General features: G+C 72.5%; 18 protein-coding genes. 5 read left to right on the top strand and 13 right to left on the bottom strand.

Translation table 11 applies throughout. The features are described from left to right. Positions 1-90: 90 nt before the first annotated feature. Genes hisF through hisD form a run of 8 tightly spaced genes read right to left on the bottom strand, consistent with a single transcriptional unit; the run spans position 91 to position 5,825 of the window. On the bottom strand, positions 91-846 hold the full coding sequence (gene hisF, locus ACZ5DC_RS22720; RefSeq protein WP_366751401.1) for an imidazole glycerol phosphate synthase subunit HisF: 756 nt from the start codon (positions 844-846) through the stop codon (positions 91-93). Positions 847-870: 24 nt separating this feature from the next. Further along, the gene (locus tag ACZ5DC_RS22725; protein WP_468655356.1) at positions 871-1,260 is read right to left on the bottom strand and encodes a RidA family protein; all 390 of its coding nucleotides are present in this window, start codon (positions 1,258-1,260) and stop codon (positions 871-873) included. Then, positions 1,257-1,982: a bifunctional 1-(5-phosphoribosyl)-5-((5-phosphoribosylamino)methylideneamino)imidazole-4-carboxamide isomerase/phosphoribosylanthranilate isomerase PriA gene (priA, locus tag ACZ5DC_RS22730; protein WP_366751403.1), complete on the bottom strand. Its 726-nt coding sequence runs from the start codon at positions 1,980-1,982 to the stop codon at positions 1,257-1,259. Before priA ends, ACZ5DC_RS22725 begins: the two co-directional genes overlap by 4 nt. Before the next feature lie 3 nt (positions 1,983-1,985). Continuing rightward, on the bottom strand, positions 1,986-2,642 hold the full coding sequence (gene hisH, locus ACZ5DC_RS22735) for an imidazole glycerol phosphate synthase subunit HisH (RefSeq protein WP_366751404.1): 657 nt from the start codon (positions 2,640-2,642) through the stop codon (positions 1,986-1,988). After that, positions 2,633-2,797: a hypothetical protein gene (locus tag ACZ5DC_RS22740; RefSeq protein ID WP_014672133.1), complete on the bottom strand. Its 165-nt coding sequence runs from the start codon at positions 2,795-2,797 to the stop codon at positions 2,633-2,635. The genes hisH and ACZ5DC_RS22740 overlap by 10 nt, the downstream gene beginning before the upstream one ends. Positions 2,798-2,800: 3 nt before the next feature. Beyond that, entirely contained in the window at positions 2,801-3,394 is a 594-nt protein-coding gene (hisB, locus tag ACZ5DC_RS22745; protein WP_171157228.1) for an imidazoleglycerol-phosphate dehydratase HisB, read from the bottom strand. Continuing rightward, complete coding sequence (locus ACZ5DC_RS22750) at positions 3,391-4,503, bottom strand: histidinol-phosphate transaminase (RefSeq protein ID WP_468655359.1); 1,113 nt, start codon at positions 4,501-4,503, stop codon at positions 3,391-3,393. The genes hisB and ACZ5DC_RS22750 overlap by 4 nt, the downstream gene beginning before the upstream one ends. Continuing rightward, positions 4,500-5,825 (bottom strand): histidinol dehydrogenase, encoded by a 1,326-nt coding sequence (gene hisD / locus ACZ5DC_RS22755; protein ID WP_468655361.1) that lies wholly within the window; start codon positions 5,823-5,825, stop codon positions 4,500-4,502. The genes ACZ5DC_RS22750 and hisD overlap by 4 nt, the downstream gene beginning before the upstream one ends. Before the next feature lie 197 nt (positions 5,826-6,022). Here hisD and ACZ5DC_RS22760 point away from each other — a divergent pair, with 197 nt between their 5' ends. From ACZ5DC_RS22760 to ybaK, 4 genes are all read left to right on the top strand, one after another. Further along, positions 6,023-7,600: an oxidoreductase gene (locus tag ACZ5DC_RS22760; RefSeq protein WP_468655363.1), complete on the top strand. Its 1,578-nt coding sequence runs from the start codon at positions 6,023-6,025 to the stop codon at positions 7,598-7,600. A 184-nt stretch (positions 7,601-7,784) separates the two neighbouring features. Further along, positions 7,785-8,858, top strand: a complete 1,074-nt coding sequence (locus ACZ5DC_RS22765) for a hypothetical protein (protein ID WP_468655365.1) — start codon at positions 7,785-7,787, stop codon at positions 8,856-8,858. Positions 8,859-8,869: 11 nt separating this feature from the next. Next, a complete protein-coding gene (locus tag ACZ5DC_RS22770) occupies positions 8,870-9,610 on the top strand; it encodes an LON peptidase substrate-binding domain-containing protein (RefSeq protein ID WP_171157218.1) in 741 nt (246 codons plus the stop codon). Positions 9,611-9,628: 18 nt separating this feature from the next. Further along, the gene (ybaK, locus tag ACZ5DC_RS22775) at positions 9,629-10,129 is read left to right on the top strand and encodes a Cys-tRNA(Pro) deacylase (protein ID WP_468655367.1); all 501 of its coding nucleotides are present in this window, start codon (positions 9,629-9,631) and stop codon (positions 10,127-10,129) included. A gap of 1,077 nt (positions 10,130-11,206) precedes the next feature. Here ybaK and ACZ5DC_RS22780 read toward each other — a convergent pair. The 4 genes from ACZ5DC_RS22780 to ACZ5DC_RS22795 form a co-directional block, all read right to left on the bottom strand. Next, positions 11,207-11,833 carry an AAA family ATPase gene (locus ACZ5DC_RS22780; RefSeq protein ID WP_468655369.1) on the bottom strand — a complete coding sequence of 209 codons (627 nt, stop codon included), beginning with the start codon at positions 11,831-11,833 and terminating at the stop codon, positions 11,207-11,209. A gap of 34 nt (positions 11,834-11,867) precedes the next feature. Next, a complete protein-coding gene (locus ACZ5DC_RS22785) occupies positions 11,868-12,689 on the bottom strand; it encodes an ABC transporter permease (protein WP_468655371.1) in 822 nt (273 codons plus the stop codon). Positions 12,690-12,801: 112 nt separating this feature from the next. Further along, positions 12,802-13,815: an ABC transporter ATP-binding protein gene (locus ACZ5DC_RS22790; RefSeq protein WP_468655373.1), complete on the bottom strand. Its 1,014-nt coding sequence runs from the start codon at positions 13,813-13,815 to the stop codon at positions 12,802-12,804. Between the two features lie 58 nt (positions 13,816-13,873). Further along, positions 13,874-15,097 carry an NYN domain-containing protein gene (locus tag ACZ5DC_RS22795; protein ID WP_468655375.1) on the bottom strand — a complete coding sequence of 408 codons (1,224 nt, stop codon included), beginning with the start codon at positions 15,095-15,097 and terminating at the stop codon, positions 13,874-13,876. Between the two features lie 223 nt (positions 15,098-15,320). Here ACZ5DC_RS22795 and ACZ5DC_RS22800 point away from each other — a divergent pair, with 223 nt between their 5' ends. Beyond that, complete coding sequence (locus ACZ5DC_RS22800) at positions 15,321-15,488, top strand: hypothetical protein (RefSeq protein ID WP_468655377.1); 168 nt, start codon at positions 15,321-15,323, stop codon at positions 15,486-15,488. 80 nt (positions 15,489-15,568) lie between these two features. On the opposite strand, the gene dnaE is transcribed toward ACZ5DC_RS22800, so the two are convergent. Next, positions 15,569-19,108, bottom strand: a complete 3,540-nt coding sequence (gene dnaE / locus ACZ5DC_RS22805) for a DNA polymerase III subunit alpha (RefSeq protein ID WP_468655379.1) — start codon at positions 19,106-19,108, stop codon at positions 15,569-15,571. Between the last annotated feature and the right edge of the window lie 178 nt (positions 19,109-19,286).

The following is a 19,286-nucleotide window of genomic DNA, read 5'->3' on the forward strand; positions in this document are numbered from 1 at the left end:
GTTGCGCAAGAAAAATTGCGCAACTTTCCTTGCGCGTCTTGCGGAAGAAAGGGGCCCCGGCCGTCCGGCCGGGGCCCCGCGGAGCGGCGGCTACCTCACCGGGTGCCCCGCCCCCCGCAACGTCTCCTTGACCTGGCCGATCCTCAGGTCCCCGAAGTGGAAGACCGAGGCCGCCAGGACCGCGTCCGCGCCCGCGTCGACGGCCGGGGGGAAGTCGGCCAGCTTGCCGGCGCCGCCGGAGGCGATCACGGGGACGGTCACGTGCTTGCGCACCGCCGCGATCATCTCCAGGTCGTAGCCGTCCTTCGTGCCGTCCGCGTCCATGGAGTTCAGCAGGATCTCCCCTGCGCCCAGCTCGGCCGCCCGGTGCGCCCACTCCACCGCGTCAATGCCGGTGCCGCGCCGGCCGCCGTGGGTGGTGACCTCGAAGGTGCCCCCGGGGGTGCGGCGCGCGTCCACCGAGAGGACCAGCACCTGCCGGCCGAACCGCTCGGCGATCTCGCGGATCAGGTCGGGGCGCGCGATGGCCGCCGTGTTGACGCCCACCTTGTCGGCGCCGGCCCGCAGCAGCCTGTCCACGTCCTGTGCCGTGCGGACGCCGCCGCCCACGGTCAGCGGGATGAACACCTGCTCGGCGGTGCGGCGGACCACGTCGTACGTCGTCTCCCGGTTGCCGGAGGACGCGGTGATGTCCAGGAACGTCAGCTCGTCGGCGCCCTCGGCGTCGTACACCTTGGCCATCTCGACGGGGTCGCCGGCGTCGCGCAGGTTCTGGAAGTTGACGCCCTTGACGACCCGGCCGTTGTCCACGTCCAGGCAGGGGATGACTCGGACCGCCAGGGTCATGAATCCACGGCTCCTTAAAGGCCTTCAGCCTCTGAATGCTTCTAGTTCCACTTCGACCAGGATGCGCGGGTCGACGAAGCCCTCGACGACCAGCAGGGTCGAGACCGGGCGGACGGCGTCGAACAGCTCCTGGTGGGCCCGCCCGACGGCGTCGACGTCCCGGGCATGGGTCAGGTACATCCGCGTACGGATCACGGACTCGGCGCCGAGCCCGAACTCGCCGATCGCCTCCAGGGCGCTGGTGAAGGCCACCTTGGCCTGTTCGTACGGGTCGCCCTCCCCGTACAGCACGGTGCCCTTGAAGGACGTCGTGCCGCCCACCAGCACCCGGTCACCCGCCGCGACGGCGCGCGCGAATCCGAAACTCTCTTCCCAGGGACTTCCGCTCTGCACGCGCCGCACGGCTCCGCTCATGACGACACAGCCTCCAAGGCCTCTTCCAGGGTGAACGCCTTCGCGTACAGCGCCTTCCCTACGATGGCGCCCTCGACACCGAGGGGTACCAGTTCGGCGAGGGCACGGAGGTCGTCCAGGGACGACACGCCGCCGGAGGCCACGACCGGGCGGTCCGTGGCGGCGCACACGTTCTTCAGCAGCTCCAGGTTGGGGCCCTGGAGGGTGCCGTCCTTGGCGATGTCGGTGACGACGTAGCGGGCGCAGCCCTCCTTGTCGAGGCGCTCCAGCGTCTCGTAGAGGTCGCCGCCGTCGCGGGTCCAGCCCCGGCCGCGCAGCGTGGTGCCGCGCACGTCCAGGCCGACGGCGATCTTGTCGCCGTGCTCGGCGATCACCCGGGCGACCCACTCGGGGGTCTCCAGGGCGGCCGTGCCGAGGTTCACCCGGGTGCAGCCGGTTGCGAGGGCGGCGGCGAGGGTGTCGTCGTCGCGGATGCCGCCGGACAGCTCCACCTTGATGTCCATGGCCCCCGCGACCTCGGCGATCAGCGCGCGGTTGTCGCCGGTGCCGAACGCGGCGTCCAGGTCGACCAGGTGCAGCCACTCGGCGCCGGACCGCTGCCAGGCGAGGGCGGCCTCCAGCGGGGAGCCGTAGGAGGTCTCGGTCCCGGACTCGCCGTGCACGAGGCGGACGGCCTGGCCGTCGCGGACGTCGACGGCGGGGAGGAGTTCGAGCTTGGCCATGGTCTACAGGGTTCCGATCCAGTTGGTGAGGAGCTGGGCGCCGGCGTCGCCGGACTTCTCGGGGTGGAACTGGGTGGCCCACAGGGCGCCGTTCTCCACCGCGGCCACGAACGGCTTGCCGTGCGTCGACCAGGTGACCTTGGGGGCCTCGATCACCGGGTTGTGGCTCTCCAGGGCCCAGTCGTGGACGGCGTAGGAGTGCACGAAGTAGAACCGCGCGTCGGCGTCCAGGCCGGCGAACAGCCGCGAGTCGGCCGGGGCGTCCACGGTGTTCCAGCCCATGTGGGGCACGACGTCGGCCTGGAGCGGCGCGACCGTGCCGGGCCACTCGTCCAGGCCCTCGGCCTCCACGCCGTGCTCGATGCCGCGCGCGAAGAGGATCTGCATGCCCACGCAGATGCCCATGACCGGGCGCCCGCCGGACAGCCGGCGGTCCACGACCCAGTCGCCCCGGGCGGCGCGCAGGCCCCGCATGCAGGCGGCGAAGGCGCCGACACCGGGCACGAGCAGGCCGTCGGCGTTCATCGCCTTGTCGAAGTCACGCGTGATCTCGACGTCGGCGCCCACGCGCGCGAGGGCCCGCTCGGCGGAGCGGACGTTGCCGAAGCCGTAGTCGAAGACGACGACCTTCTTGGCCGTGGACGTGGTGCTCAATTCCACACCTCCAGCCGCATGACGCCCGCCACCAGGCACAGGCCCGCGCCGATCGACAGCAGCACGATCAGGCTGGTGGGCATCTTCTGCTTGACGAAGGAGATGATGCCGCCGACCAGGAAGAGGCCGACGACGATCAGGAGGGTCGACAGACCGGTCATGGGTTACAGCGCGCCCTTCGTCGACGGGAGGATGCCGGCCGCGCGCGGGTCGCGCTCGGAGGCGTAACGCAGCGCCCGGGCCAGCGCCTTGAACTGGCACTCCACGATGTGGTGCGCGTTGCGCCCGTACGGCACGTGCACGTGCAGCGCGATCTGCGCCTGGGCGACGAAGGACTCCAGGATGTGCCGGGTCATCGTCGTGTCGTACTCGCCGATCATCGGCGCCATGTTCTCGGGCTCGGTGTGCACGAGGTACGGGCGGCCGGACAGGTCGACGGTGACCTGGGCGAGGGACTCGTCCAGCGGGACCGTGCAGTTGCCGAAGCGGTAGATGCCCACCTTGTCGCCGAGCGCCTGCCGGAAGGCGGCGCCGAGCGCGAGGGCGGTGTCCTCGATGGTGTGGTGGGAGTCGATGTGCAGGTCGCCGTCGGTCTTGACGGTCAGGTCGAACAGACCGTGCCGGCCGAGCTGGTCGAGCATGTGGTCGTAGAAGCCGACGCCGGTGGCGATGTCGGTCCGGCCGGTGCCGTCGAGGTCTATCTCGACCAGCACCGACGTCTCCTTGGTGGTGCGCTCCACGCGTCCTGTGCGGCTCATGAACCCTGCTCCTTCTTCAACTCACGGACCGCGTCGAGGAACGCGTCGTTCTCCTCCGGGGTGCCTGCGGACACCCGCAGCCATCCCGGCACTCCGTTGTCCCGGACCAGGACGCCCCGGTCGAGGATGCTCCGCCACGCCTCGTGGGCGCTGGCGAACCGGCCGAACTGCACGAAGTTCGCGTCGGACTCGGTCACCTCGTAGCCGATCGCGCGCAGCTCGGCGACCAGCCGGTCCCGCTCCGCCTTGAGCTGCTCGACGTACCCGAGCAGTGTGTCGGTGTGCTCCAGCGCGGCCAGGGCGGTGGCCTGGGTGATCGCCGACAGGTGGTACGGCAGCCGGACCAGCTGGACGGCGTCCACGACCGCCGGGTGCGCGGCCAGGTAGCCGAGGCGCAGGCCGGCCGCGCCGAACGCCTTGGACATCGTCCGGGAGATCACCAGGTGCGGGCGGCCCGCCAGCAGCGGCAGCAGCGAGTCGCCGTGGCTGAACTCGACGTACGCCTCGTCCACGACCACCATCGACGGCTTGGCCGCCTGCGCCGCCTCGTACAGCGCGAGGACCGTCTCCGGGGGGACCGCGTTGCCGGTGGGGTTGTTGGGGGTGGTGATGAAGACGACGTCCGGCTCGCTCTCGGCGATGACCCGCCGGGCGGCGGCGAGGTCGATCGTGAAGTCCTCGCCGCGCGGACCGGAGATCCAGCCGGTGCCGGTGCCGCGCGCGATGAGCGCGTGCATCGAGTACGACGGCTCGAAGCCGATCGCCGTGCGGCCCGGTCCGCCGAAGGTCTGCAGCAGCTGCTGGATGACCTCGTTGGAGCCGTTGGCGGCCCACACGTTCTCGACGCCGAGGGGGTGCTTGCCGGTCCTGCTGAGGTACTTGGCCAGCTCGGTGCGCAGCTGGACGGCGTCCCGGTCGGGGTAGCGGTTCAGGCCGCGGGCGGCCTCCCGCACCCGCTCCGCGATCCGCTCGACCAGCGGCTCGGGCAGCGGGTAGGGGTTCTCGTTGGTGTTCAGCCGTACGGGGACGTCCAGCTGGGGGGCGCCGTAGGGGGACTTGCCCCGCAGCTCGTCCCGTACGGGGAGATCGTCGATCCGCACGTCGCTCACTTGCTCTCGGGTACCTTCCAGCCGAACCGCGCCTTGACCGCCGCGCCGTGCGCCGGCAGGTCCTCCGCCTCCGCCAGCGTCACCACGTGGTGGGCGACCTCGGCGAGCGCGTCCCTGGTGTAGTCCACGATGTGGATGCCGCGCAGGAAGGACTGCACGGACAGGCCCGAGGAGTGGCAGGCGCAGCCGCCGGTGGGCAGGACGTGATTGGACCCGGCCGCGTAGTCGCCGAGCGAGACGGGGGCCCAGGGCCCGATGAAGACCGCGCCGGCGTTGCGGACCCGGTCGGCCACCGCCGCGGCGTCGGCGGTCTGGATCTCCAGGTGCTCGGCGCCGTAGGCGTCGACGACCCGCAGGCCCTCGTCGATGCCGTCGACCAGCACGATGGCGGACTGCCTGCCCCTGAGCGCGGGCACGATCCGGTCCTCGACGTGCTTGGTGGCCGCGACCTGCGGCTCCAGTTCCTTCTCGACCGCGTCCGCCAGCTCCACGGAGTCGGTGACCAGGACGGCCGCCGCCAGCGGGTCGTGCTCGGCCTGGCTGATCAGGTCGGACGCGACGTGCACCGGGTCGGCGCCGGCGTCCGCGAGGATCGCGATCTCGGTCGGGCCGGCCTCGGCGTCGATGCCGATCTTGCCGGTGAAGTAGCGCTTGGCGGCGGCGACCCAGATGTTGCCGGGCCCGGTGACCATGTCGGCGGGCGGGCAGGACTCGGTGCCGTAGGCGAACATCGCCACGGCGGTGGCGCCGCCGGCCGCGTAGACCTCGTCCACGCCGAGCAGGGCGCAGGCGGCGAGGATCGTCGGGTGCGGCAGGCCGCCGAACTCGGCCTGGGCCGGTGAGGCGAGCGCGATGGACTCGACGCCGGCCTCCTGGGCGGGCACCACGTTCATCACCACGGAGGACGGGTAGACCGAGCGGCCGCCGGGCGCGTACAGCCCGACGCGCTCGACGGGAACCCATTTCTCGGTCACCGAGCCGCCGGGCACGACCTGCGTGGTGTGGGTCGTACGGCGCTGCGCGCGGTGGACCAGCCGGGCGCGGCGGATGGACTCCTCCAGGGCGGCGCGCACGGCCGGGTCGAGAGCGGCGAGCGCGTCGGTGAGGGCCTGGGCCGGGACACGGACGGTTTCCAGCCGCACTCCGTCGAACTTCTCGGCGAAGTCGATCAGCGCCGCGTCGCCGCGATGATGCACGGCCTCGCAGATCGGGCGCACCTTCTCCAGGGCGGCCTGAACGTCGAAGTCGGCTCGGGGCAGCAGGTCGCGCAGGGCGGGGCCCTCGGGAAGGGCGTCGCCGCGCAGATCGATTCGGGAAATCACAGTCCCAATTCTCTCAGACCGCCGTCGGGAGCCGTCCGCGCGTATCAATGGCTGATACAGACCGTGGACCAATGACTGGTACAGAGGGTGGCCGGAACCCGGAAGATCACCTTCACGGGTGGTGTCCCGCCGGTCACAGAGGGCATGAACGGCTGTACGAAATCCAGCGAACCGGAAGAGGAGAGAAGAGGGGAACGGTGACCGAGGGAGCCGGCATCCGCACGGGGGACCTGCCGGACGACCTGACCGCGACCGAGGCGGGCATGTGGCAGGCCTTCCGCAACGGCAGCGTGTACGACCTGAGCAGCGGCGACTTCGCGGTGGACGATCCGCACGGCGGGCATCCGTGGGGCCCGGAGCGGACCGTGCGGGCCCGGATCGTCTGCTGGCTGCTCCTCGACGGCCCGCCGGCGCTCGCCGGCCGGGTGCCCGCGCTGAAGCTCGTCGGCGTGCGCGTCACCGGCCCGCTGGACCTGGCGGGCGGCCAGGTCACCCCGTACGTGGAGCTGCGCGGCTGCCGCTTCGACGAGGAGATCCGGCTGCCGGAGGCCCGGTTCACGACCCTGCGCCTGGTGGACTGCGCCGTGCCGCGGCTGGAGGCCGCCCGCGTGCACACCGAGGGTGACCTGCACCTGCCGCGCTGCCGGTTCCAGAACGGGGTGCGGCTGACGGACGCGCACATCGGCACCGATCTGCTGCTCAACCAGGCGGTCGCGTACCGGGACCGCGGCGGGCGGTCGATCGCGGCCGACGGCCTGACCGTCGGCCAGGACCTCCAGGCGGAGATGCTGGAGTCGCACGGCGAGTTCAGCCTGCGCGGCGCCCAGATCGGTGTCTCGCTCAGCCTGCGCGGCGCGAGGCTCGCCAACCCCTACGCCCGGTTCGCCCTGAACGCCCCCCAGCTGACGGTCGAACGGACCCTGTACCTGACCCCGGCCGGCGTGGGCAACCCGCTGCTGAGCGGCACCACACCCGCGCGCGGGACGCGCATCCAGCGGTTCGAGTCCCGGGGCGGGGTGCGCCTGGACGACGGGCGGTTCGGGGACGCCGTCGACCTGGAGCGGGCCCGGTTCGTCCTCACCGACGACCAGGAGCTGTCACTGCGCCGGGTGCAGACGCCGGAGCTGCGCTTCCTCGGGGACAAGCCGGAGCGCGGCAAGGTGGTGCTGTCCGGCGCGCGGGTCGTGAACCTGGTGGACCGGGCGAGCAGCTGGCCGGACGCGGGCAGTCTGCACATGGGCGGCTTCGCCTACGAGAGCCTGGTGCCGCAGGGTCCGTTCCCGCTGGCCCAGCGCCTGGACTGGGTGGCGGCGGCCACCGCCGAGTACGCCCCGGAGCCGTACGAGCGGCTGGCGGCGGTGCTGCGCGCGGCCGGGGAGGACGAGGACGCGCGCGAGGTGCTGCTCGCCAAGCAGCGCCGGCGGCGCGAGACGCTGCCGCTGGCCGGAAAGTGCTGGGGCTTCCTCCAGGACTGGACGGTCGCCTACGGCTACCGTCCGGGACGGGCGGCGGTGTGGATGGCGGTGCTGTGGGCGGCGGGCACGCTCGCCTTCACCCGTGCGGGCCCCCCGCCGGTCAGCTCCGGCGGCCATCCGGTCTGGAGCCCGGCGCTGTTCACGCTGGACCTGCTGCTGCCGGTGATCGACCTGGGCCAGGCCGGCCAGTGGCAGCTGCGCGGTGGCTGGCAGTGGCTGGCGGCGGCGCTGGTCCTGATCGGCTGGGTCCTGGCGACGACGGTGGCGGCGGGCGCGACCCGGCTGCTGAGGCGCAGCTGACGGAAGCCGGCGTGAGGGCGGCGCCGTTCATCGACGGCGGACGGAATCCGCCCCGCACGCACACACCTCACACAAAACGTACAATCACCCTTTACCGGCCCTTGACTTGCGGCCGTACAACTTTCCCAGACTTGCCCAGGCCCTCTGGCGCCGCCCCGACCTGCGGACTTTCAATGGTCGCACCATGGCTCTGCTGCCCTCGTTCATCCGCCCCACCCGGATGACCAAACGCTCCGCCCGCCCGGCCGGCCACCCGCCGACCGGGGACGAGACCGTCCTCGACGCGCCCGACGACCGCCTCTCGCCCGCGCTGGTCGCGGCCGGCCGGGGCGAGTACGCCGCCGCGGCCGGCCTGCTCGCCGCCACCCGCACCACGGCCGAGTGGGAGAACCGGGACCGGTACGTACGGCGCCTGGCCGCCTTCGCCCGCTCACGTCCCGAGTGGTACGAGCAGTGGCGCGCCGCCGCCCCGGACGACCCCGGTGTGCCGCTGCTCGGGGCCCAGCTGGCGGTGGACCGGGCCTGGCCCTCGCCCGCCCGGGCCGAGCTGCTGCGCGAGGTGAGCCCGCTCATCACCGCCGCCGCCCGCGCCGACGACCGCGACCCTGTGCCCTGGCGGATCGCGCTCGACCACGCGCGCGGCTCGCGGGCCGGGCACCGCTACTTCGAGGAGCTGTGGGAGGCGGCCGTCCGGCGCGCCCCGCACCACTACGGCTGCCACGTGGCCGCCCTGCGCTACCTGGCCGCCTTCTGCTGCGCCCAGTGGGGCGACACGCCCCACACCCCTCATGGCTCGCACGGTGCGTGCTTCGACTTCGCCGAACGGGCCGCGCAGGACGCCCCGGCCGACTCGCTCGTCCAGGCGCTGCCCGCCCGGGCGGCCCTCGGCTGCCTGACCGACGGCTGCGGCCCCGACGTGCCGCGCGCCCGGCTGGACGCGGCGGCCGACCGCGCCATCGAGCTGTCCGGGCGCTTCCCGGCGGCCGACCCGTGGCCCGCCGAGGTCCGCAACAAACTGCTGTACGTCCTGCTGCGGCTTCACCGATGGGAGGACGCCCTCACCCAGCTGCGCCTGATCGGCCCGTACGCCACCTCCTTTCCCTGGGACCGGCTCTCGGACGACCCGCTCGGCCACTTCCTGCGCGTGCGCGAACACCTGGAGACGGCGGGCCCGCGGCCGGTCCCGGCCCGGCTGCTGACGGCGTCCCGGGACCCCCTCGACGGGCACGGCGGACACGTTCGCGCCGCCGACCACTAGGCTGGGGCGCCGTGACCACCGTCCGTCTGCCGCTCTTTCCGCTGAACTCGGTGCTGTTCCCGGGGCTCGTGCTGCCGCTGAACGTCTTCGAGGAGCGCTATCGCGCCATGATGCGCGCGCTGTTGAAGACTCCCGAGGAGGAGCCGCGCCGCTTCGCCGTCGTCGCCATCCGCGACGGCCACGAGGTCGCGCCGAGCGCCCCGGGCATGCCCGACCCCACGGCCGAGCCCGACCGGGGCCCGGCCGCCGGCTTCGGCCCCGACCCGCTCAAGGCCCTCCACGGGGTGGGCTGTGTGGCGGACGCGGCGACCATCCGGGAGCGGTCCGACGGCACCTTCGAGGTCCTGGCGACGGGCACGACGCGCGTCCGCCTGCTGTCCGTGGACGCGTCCGGGCCGTTCCTGACCGCCGAGCTGGAGGAGCTGCCGGAGGAGCCCGGGGACGAGGCGGGCGCGCTGGCCGAGGGCGTGCTGCGCTCCTTCCGCCAGTACCAGAAGCGGCTGGCGGGCGCCCGTGAGCGCTCGCTGTCCACCGGTGCGGACCTGCCGGACGACCCGGGCGTGGTGTCGTACCTGGTGGCCGCCGCGATGGTGCACGACACGCCGACCAAGCAGCGGCTGCTCCAGGCCCCGGACACCGCCTCCCGGCTCCGGGACGAACTGAAACTCCTTCGCGCGGAGACGTCCATCATCCGTAGTCTGCCGTCGTTGCCCGCATTCGAGCTGACGCGGACGCCGACGAGTCTGAACTGAGGGAAACCCGGCACCCTGATGGCGAAGAAGTCGAAGAAGCAGCAGTCCGGGGGCACGCCCGCGACGGTGGCCCTGACCGCGGCGGGCGTGGACTTCACGGTCCACGCCTACGACCACGACCCGTCCCACCCCTCCTACGGCGAGGAGGCGGCGCAGGCGATGGGCGTCTCCCCCGACCGCGTCTTCAAGACCCTGGTGGCCGACGTCGACGGCTCCCTGGTGGTCGGTGTGGTCCCGGTGGCCGGCTCGCTGGATCTGAAGGCCCTGGCGGCGGCGGTGGGCGGCAAGCGGGCGGCCATGGCCGACCCGGCCCTCGCCGAACGCACCACGGGCTACGTCCGCGGCGGCATCTCCCCGCTCGGCCAGCGCAAGAGGCTCCCGACGGTCCTCGACGACTCGGCGGAGTCCCACGCGACGATCTGCGTCTCGGCGGGCCGCCGGGGCCTGGAGGTCGAGCTGGCACCGGGCGACCTGGCGAAACTGACGGAGGCGGTGCTGGCCCCGATCGGCCGCGGCTGACCCGTCCGCCGGCCAGCCGGCCCGGAGCGGTGGCGGAGGACCACACCCCGGGGTCCCTGACCGGGACAGCTCCGGGTCACCCGCACAGGCGGCCGCCGGAGGGGCGCGAGCCCGGGATCCTGCGCGGGCGGCCACCTGTCCGCCTGCCGGCCGACTCAGACGGACGGCCGCCGGCGGGGCACGGACCCGGGGCCCTGCACGGGCGCCCACCTGTCCACCTGCCAGCCGACTCAGACGGACGGCCGGCGGAGAGGCGCGGACCCGGGGTCCTGCACGGGCCCTGCACGGGCGGCCACCTGTTCCGCCTGCCAGCCGACTCAGACGGACGGCCGCCGGCGGGACACGGACCCGGGGCCCTGCACGGGCGCCCACCTGTCCACCTGCCGGCCGACTCAGACGGACGGCCGCCGGCGGGGCGCGGACCCGGGGGTCCTGCGCGGTCCCCGCGCGGGCGCCCACTGTCCACCTGTCACCGGCCCAGGCGGGTCGCGGCCGGGTTCCCGGGGGACAGCCGCGGGGCACTTCGGCGGGCCGCCGGGGGCTGGAGGCCGAGCCGGCGCCGGGTGACCTGGCGAGCCTCCTAGCGACCTGGCGGAGCTGACGGAGGCGGTGCCGGCGCGGATCGGACACGGCTGACCTGGGCGCCGCCCCGTCCGCCTGCCGGCCAGGCGGGACGGGTCCCGGCCGGGTTCCCAGGCGACAGCCCCGGGGCACTTCGGCAGACCGCCGGAAACTGGAGGTCGGGCCGGCGCCGGGTGGCCTGGCGGAGCTGGCGGAGGCGGTGCCGGTGCGGATCGGACGCGGCTGGCCCAGACGGGTCGTGGAGGGGCGCGGGTCCAGGGGTCCCAGTGGGGCGACCCCGGGTCACCAGGGCGGTCGCCCGCCTGTCACCGGGCCGGCCGGGCGGCGGCCGGGCGTTCCCAGGCGGCAGCCCCGGACCACTTCGGCGGGCCGCCGGGGCCGGGATGCCGGGCCGGCGCCGGGTGGCCTGGCGGAGCTGACGGAGGCGGTGCCGGTGGGGATCGGACGTCCGTCCCGTTCGTCTGAGGAGCGCAGGCCAGGGGGCGGAGCCCCGGGTCAGGGGAGCTCGGGGTCCCGGGGGGCGAACAGCGCGGTCAGTCCGAGATGCGCCAGCAGACCCGCCAACGGCCACGCCAGCAGCGCCCCCTTCGCCGACAGCTTCAGCGGTGCCGGGAACGTCACCCCCTTGCCCACGGCCCGCGCGTGCGCCAGCACGTCGGACTCGGGTCCCAGCCACACCCCGAGCCGCCAGGCCAGCAGCGACCCGAGCAGCCCGCCGAGGCCGAGGGCCACCACGAGCGGCACACCGCCGCGCCGTCGCAGCAGGAACACCGCCACGGCGCTGACCAGCCCGAAGGCGAGCCCCAGCAGGGTGAACGTTCCGTCAACCCCGATCGCCTGCTCGCCCTCGCTGTCCTTGACGTAGACGACCCAGTTCTTGCCGACCTCGTCGGCGATCAGCGGCACGTGCGGCGCCAGCCACCACCACAGCAGTCCCAGCAGCACTCCGCCGAGCACCAGCGCCACCGTGATCACGGCGGCCTCCCGCAGTTCCGTCTTCATCCCGGGGCCGTCCTGTTCGTACGCGCCCGCGTCCGGCGTCCCGGCGGGCGGCGGCGCCTGCCAGACCTGGTGCGGGGAGTTCTCGTGCGGCGGAGGAGGCGGAGTCAGCGGTGCGGTCACCCGACCATCGTGCCAGGTCGCGCTGTGGGCCGCGTCACCGGACGGCGGCCCTGCGGTACGCCCAGGCCGCCACGGCCAGCGAGACCACGCCGACACCCGCGCACACCCCCAGGTCAGCGAGGACGACGGCCCAGTCGGGGTCCTCGGTGAAGGTTCGCGCGTACGCCTCCACGCCATAGGTCGACGGCAGCAGGTCACGGGCCAGCCGTACGGCCTCCGGCATCCGGTCGGCCGGCAGCACGCCCAGCAGCAGCGCCGCCGACATGCCCAGCTGGCCCAGCAGTGTGGCCAGCTCCGGCCGGGGCGCGAGCAGCCCGCAGGCGGCGCCCAGCCCGGCCAGCGCGGCCCCGGCGAGCGGGATGACGGCCACCAGGATCCACAGGTTGGACAGCGGCAGCCCGAACAGCACACAGCCGAAGACGGCCGTCACCAAGGTCCCCGGCACGGTGAAGGAGGCGTAGGCCGCCGCCGCGCCCAGCACCACGGCCGCCGGCGGCACCGGCAGCGTGGCGTAGTGGTCGAGCCCGCCGCTGGCCCGCAAGTGCCCGAAGTACTGCGACAGCAGGTTCAGCGCGACGTACGCGACGACCAGCACGGAGGACCCGGCCACCACGGACTGGGCCTCGTGGCCGCTGTCGACGACACCGCGCATCATCACGGTGATGCCGATGGACTGGAAGGTGGCCACGAACAGCAGCGGGATCCGCGCCACCCGGGCCCGGGACAGCTGCGCCCGGTAGACGGCCACCAGCGACGGCCACAGCCGCGCGGACGGTCCGAGCTCGGCCGCGCCGGCCGCCGCGTCCGGTACGGTCCGGGCACCGCCCGGCAGAACCTCGGCGGGTACGACACTCACGACGGGCTGCTCCTCTTCCCTGCGGCAGTCGCCACGGCGGGCCCCCTCACCCCGGCGGTCGTCCTCGCCGCGGCGGTCACGCGGACCCGTACGCATTCCATGGCCGGTGCGCTCATGCCTTCACCAGCCCCTGCCGGGCCGCGCCGCCCAGCGCCAGGTAGACGTCCTCCAGGCTGGGCGTGGCGAGCGTGAAGTCGTCCAGCGCGGCGAAGGCGGCCCCGCCGGTCACCGTCGCGACGACGGCGCGGGCCTCCTCGGGCGCGAGCCGGAGCGTCCAGCGCCGGCCGGACTCCACGGCCCGCTCGCGCAGCACGGCCACCTCGGGCACCTCCAGCGGCGCCCGCTCCCGCCACACCAGCTCCACCCGCACCTCGCCGGCGACGCGCGCCTTGAGTCCGGCGGGGGTGTCGCAGGCGATGACCCGGCCCTGGTCGAGCACGGCGACCCGGTCCAGCACCGTCTCGGCCTCGATGACGTTGTGGGTGACCAGCAGCACGGTCGTACCGCGCTCGGCACGCCGCCGGTCCACGGCCGCCCAGACCGCGCGCCGGGCCACCGGGTCCATGCCGGTGGTCGGCTCGTCCAGCACGAGCAGCGGCCGTTCCCCGACGAGCGCGGCGGCGAAGCAGGCGAGCCGCCGCTGACCGCCGGACAGCTTCTTCAGCGCCCGTCCGGCGATCGGGGTCAGCCCCAGTTCCTCCAGCACGGCGTCCCGCTCCGCCCGCGCCCGCCGGACGTCCAGGCCGCGCAGGCGCCCGGTGGTCTCGGCGGCGAGGGATACGGTCAGCTCGTCCAGGGCGGTGGACTCCTGGCCGAGGTAGGCGAGGAGCCGGGCGGCCCGTTCGGGATGGCGCACGATGTCGTGGCCGAGTATCTCAACGCTGCCGGTGTCCGGCCGCAGCAGCCCGGTGAGCTGCCGCACGAGGGTGGACTTTCCGGCGCCGTTGGGGCCGAGCAGTCCGAAGACCTCCCCGCGCCGCACGGCCAGTTCGACCCCGTCGGTGGCCCGCACCTCGGGGGTGGCCGGGGTGCCCCGCCGGCCCTTGACGGCCGGGTACGTCTTGCCGAGCCCGCGCACGCGTACGACCTCGTCGTACCGAAGTGCCTGTCCCGCGCGCGTGCTCACAAAGGACGAGCCTACGGGGTCCGGGGCCTTTACTCGCCCTTGGGGGCGGCTGCGGGGTTCAGTCCGCGGCGGGCGCGTGCTGTTCGGCCGCCGCCGGGACGTCGATCTCCCGCCAGAACCCCGCCCGAATGGCGTAACGGTCGTGCTCGTCGATCTGGTCGTCCTTGTGCGCGAGCAGCCCGAACCGCGCCGCGTACCGCAGCAGCTCCCCGTCGATCCGGTGCGGGATGCGCGGGTACAGCTGCGACAGCCGCTGCAGATGGCCCTGGTCGCCGAGCCGGGACATCCAGCGGCGGGCGAAGACCTGCCCGACCTCGTACGGATCGCCGCCGACGGTGGTGATGTCCTCCTCCCGGTCGGCCCACCGCTGTTCGGCGGTGGTGAGCTGGGCCAGCGTCGGCATGGAGGCGACCTCGGCGGGTTCGGCCACCGCGCCCGGCCGGTCGACCCAGCCCTTGTCGGAGGACCAGCGCAGGGTCGCGGTCGCCGGGTGCTGCACGGACTGGGCGCCGGGCGCGCGCAGCGCGGCCAGGTCCTTGGGGGTGGGGACGCCCTTGGGTGCGCTCACCCGCTCCTGGGCGCCGTTCTCGGCCACGGCCGCCACCGGCGGGTGGGCGGGCTGTTCGGCGGGCCGCTCGGCCGCGGTGCCGAGCGCGGACTCGGGCAGCGGCGCGGAGAGGATGGCGGCGATCTCGGGGCGGGGCGCGGGCTGCGGGGCGCAGACGCCGGTCAGCTCCTTGGCGCGGACGGCCTGGGTGATCCAGGCCCGGTCCAGCACCCGCCGCTCGTCGGCCTCGGCGACCAGGTCCTCGGACTGGTTGTAGTCGCCGTCGGCGGCCTGGACGGCCCACAGGTGGACGGCGACGCCGTGCTCCTTGGCGGCCATCATGCCGGGCAGCAGGTCGCCGTCGCCGGTGACGAGGACGACGTCGGAGCAGGCGCGGTTGCGGGCCAGCTCGGTCAGTTCGGCGTGCATGGCGGCGTCGACGCCCTTCTGCGCCCAGCGTCCGTCACTGCGGGTGAGGGCGCCGAGGCGGACGGTGACCCGGGGCATCACGCGCAGCCGGCGATGCTCCGGCTGGGGGACCCGGTCGGGGGCGCCGTCGAACCAGTAGATGCGCAGCAGGGGGCGCTCGGTGTCGGACTCCGCGCGTTCCCGCAGCGCCTGGATCAGCGCGGCGTGGTCGACGGTGATCCGGGACCGCGAGGGCTCGCCGGCGAGGAGGCTGGCGGCGGCGCCCAGCAGGTACCCGGCGTCCACCAGGACGATGCAGCGGTCCACGCGACTCACCCTCTTCCCGGGAGGTTTTGCTTCGGACTTCCTTCGAGTCTGCCCGACCACGCGGGGGTTAACGGCCCGAACTCGATCTTCGGCGTGGCGTTTGCGGTTCCGGTACGCCCACCAACCCTGTCACACACGGTAATTATCCGACATGCGCTCGATGTCAGCGTATGTGAATCTGGTCCCGGCCCTGGCCCCTAGATCCCCCACAGGAGGCATCACCATGGCCAAGAACAAGAACCGCAAGCAGTCCGGCCCGCAGAACCGCGCTGCGCAGTCCGAGCACGCGCAGCGTCCGCAGGCGGAGGAGCACGAGCCGCCCATGGCGCACGCCCCGGGCAGCCCTTCGGAGGCCGCGCGCAAGAAGCAGAAGAGCTTCGGCCACAACTAAAGGGCAGTTGAAGCCCGGGCACATGTGAGGGGCGCACCCGTCGAGGGTGCGCCCCTTCGCGTCGGCGTCTTCCGCGGGCGTCAGCCGGCCAGGCAGGACGGGCCGAGCAGCACCTTCAGGTCGCCGAACAGCGCCGGGTCGGGCTTGACCCGGTGCCGGTCCAGGCGGAGCACGGTGGTCTTGCGCGGGCCCTGGAGCTTGATCCGGACCTCGCTGTCGCCCTTGTGGTGGCTGAGGATCTCGCCGAGGCGGCTGACCATCGGCGGGGTCACCTTCACGGCCGGGATGGTGAGCACCACGGGCGCGTTGGTGCCCGCGTTGGACAGGTCCGGGACCATCAGCTCCATGGCGACCAGTCGGGGCACGTCCTCGCGCTTGTCGAGGCGGCCCTTGACGAACACCACGGCGTCCTCGACGAGTTGGGTGGACACCAGCTGGTAGGTGGCCGGGAAGAACATGCACTCGATGGAGCCCGCCAGGTCCTCGACGGTGGCGATGGCCCAGGCGTTGCCCTGCTTGGTCATCTTGCGCTGGAGGCCGGAGATGATGCCGCCGATGGTCACCACCGAGCCGTCCGCGTAGTCACCGCCGGTGAGCTGGGCGATGCCCGCGTCCGCCTTGTCGGAGAGCACGTGCTCCAGGCCGAAGAGGGGGTGGTCGGAGACGTACAGACCGAGCATCTCCCGCTCCTGGGCGAGCAGATAGGTCTTGTCCCACTCGTCGTCGGTGAACTCGACGTCGAGGCCGAAGCCGGGCTGGTCGCTGGTCTCCTCGCCCATGCCGCCGAAGAGGTCGAACTGACCCTCGGCCTCCTTGCGCTTGACCGCGACCACGGTGTCGATCATCGGCTCGTACTGGGCCGTGAGGCCCTTGCGGGTGTGGCCCATCGAGTCGAAGGCGCCGGCCTTGATCAGCGATTCGGTGGTGCGCTTGTTGCAGACCACCGCGTCGACCTTGTCGAGGTAGTCGGGGAAGGAGGCGTACTTCCCCTTCGCCTTGCGGCACTTGATGATCGACTCGACGACGTTGGTGCCGACGTTGCGGACGGCGGACAGGCCGAAGAGGATCACGTCGTCGCCCTGGGCGGCGAAGTTGGCCTCGGACTCGTTGACGTTCGGCGGGAGCACCCGGATGCCCATGCGGCGGCACTCGTTGAGGTAGACCGCCGACTTGTCCTTGTCGTCCTTGACCGAGGTGAGCAGGGCGGCCATGTACTCGGCGGGGTGGTTCGCCTTCAGGTACGCCGTCCAGTACGACACCAGGCCGTACGCGGCGGAGTGCGCCTTGTTGAACGCGTAGCCGGCGAAGGGGACCAGCACGTCCCAGAGCGCCTGGATGGCCTCGTCGCTGTAGCCGTTCTTGCGGGCGCCGGCCTGGAAGATGACGAAGTTCTTCTCCAGTTCCTCCGGCTTCTTCTTGCCCATCACACGGCGGAGGATGTCGGCCTCGCCGAGCGAGTAGCCCGCGATGATCTGGGCGGCCTTCTGCACCTGCTCCTGGTAGACGATCAGGCCGTAGGTGACGTCCAGGACCTCCTTGAGCGGCGCCTCCAGCTCGGGGTGGATCGGCGTGATCTCCTGCTGCCCGTTCTTGCGCAGCGCGTAGTTCGTGTGGGAGTTCATGCCCATCGGGCCCGGCCGGTACAGGGCCGACACGGCGGAGATGTCCTCGAAGTTGTCCGGCTTCATCAGCCGCAGCAGGGACCGCATGGGGCCGCCGTCGAACTGGAAGACGCCGAGGGTGTCGCCGCGCTGGAGCAGCTCGAAGGTGGTCGGGTCGTCGAGCGGGAGGCTCAGGAGGTCGATGTCGATCCCCTTGTTGGCCTTCACCATCTTGACGGCGTCGTCCATGATCGTGAGGTTGCGCAGGCCCAGGAAGTCCATCTTCAGCAGGCCGAGCGACTCACAGCTCGGGTAGTCCCACTGGGTGATGGTCACGCCGTCGGTGTGCCTCACCCAGACCGGGACGTGCTCGGTGATGGTCTCGCTGGACATGATCACGCCGGCGGCGTGCACGCCCATCTGCCGGACCAGGCCCTCCACACCGCGCGCGGTGTCGATGACCTTCTTCACGTCCGGCTCGTTCTCGTACATCCCGCGGACCTCGCCCGCCTCCGAGTAGCGCGGGTGGCTGGGGTCGGTGATGCCGGACAGCGGGATGCCCTTGCCGAGGACGTCGGCGGGCATGGCCTTGGTGATGCGGTCGCCCATCGCGTACGGGTAGCCCAGCACGCGCGCCGAGTCCTTGATCGCGTTCTTGGCCTTGATGGTGCCGTAGGTGCCGATCATGGCGACCTTGTCGGCGCCGTACTTCTCCGTCACGTACCGGATCACCTCGACGCGCCGGCGCTCGTCGAAGTCGATGTCGACATCGGGCATCGAGATGCGCTCGGGGTTGAGGAACCGCTCGAAGATCAGGCCGTGCGGGATCGGGTCGAGGTCGGTGATGCCGAGCGCGTAGGCGACGATCGAGCCGGCCGCGGAGCCCCGGCCGGGGCCGACCGCGATGCCCTGCCGCTTGGCCCACATGATGAAGTCGGCGACCACGAGGAAGTAGCCCGGGAACCCCATCTGGATGATGACGTCCATCTCGTACTCGGCCTGCTTCTGGCGGTCCTCGGGAATCCCTCCCGGGAAGCGGCGCTCCATGCCGCGGCGGACCTCCTCCTGGAACCAGGTGACCTCGGTGTAGCCCTCGGGGATGTCGAACTTGGGCATCAGGTCGCGCTTCTCGAACATGCCGGTGGTGTCCACCATCTCGGCGACGAGGAGCGTGTTGGCGCAGCCCTCCTGCCAGGCGTCCGAGGAGTCGATGGCGTACATCTCGTCCGTGGACTTCAGGTAGTAGCCGGTGCCGTCGAACTTGAAGCGGTCGGGGTCGGAGAGGTTCTTGCCGGTCTGGATGCACAGCAGGGCGTCGTGGGCGCCGGCCTCGTGCGCGTACGTGTAGTGGGAGTCGTTGGTGACCAGGGGCGGGATGCCGAGCTTCTTGCCGATCTCCAGCAGGCCCTCGCGGACCCGGCGCTCGATCTCGATCCCGTGGTCCATCAGCTCCAGGAAGTACCTGTCCTTGCCGAAGATGTCCTGGTAGTCCGCCGCGGCCTTGAGGGCCTCGTCGAAGTGGCCGAGGCGCAGCCGGGTCTGCACCTCGCCGGAGGGGCAGCCGGTGGAGGCGACGATGCCCTCGGACCACTGGGCGATGGTCTCCTTGTCCATCCGGGGCCACTTCTGCAGCCAGCCCTCGGCGTAGGCGTCGGAGGAGAGCCGGAAGAGGTTGTGCAGGCCGGTCCTGTTCACGGCCCACATCGTCTTGTGGGTGTAACCACCCGAACCGGAGATGTCGTCCCTCTTCTGGTGCGGCTGGCCCCAGAGGATCTTGCGCTTGTTCCGCCGGGACTCGGGGGCGACATACGCCTCGATCCCGATGATCGGGGTGATTCCGGCCTTCTTCGCGGAGTGGAAGAAGTCGTACGCCCCGTGGAGGTTGCCGTGGTCGGACATGGCGATGTGCGTCATGCCCATCTCGTTGCACGCGTTGAACATGTCCTTCAGCCGCGCGGCACCGTCCAGCAGCGAGTACTGGGTGTGGACGTGCAGGTGCGTGAAGGGCGGCTTTGACACGGTGAGTCCTCCGGGGGAAACACTCGGCGACGGGCTGGCGGACGGTTCTGGGGTCAGCGTCGAAGTCTATGCCGCGCCACTGACACCGGGATGAAGACTTGGCGCGAAGCGCCTCGATCAAGGGTGGCGACCGGGCGACGGGCGGGCACCTACGCGTACCTTCGTCCGTTGGGTACGG

The organism is Streptomyces sp. NPDC031445 (assembly GCF_055581365.1).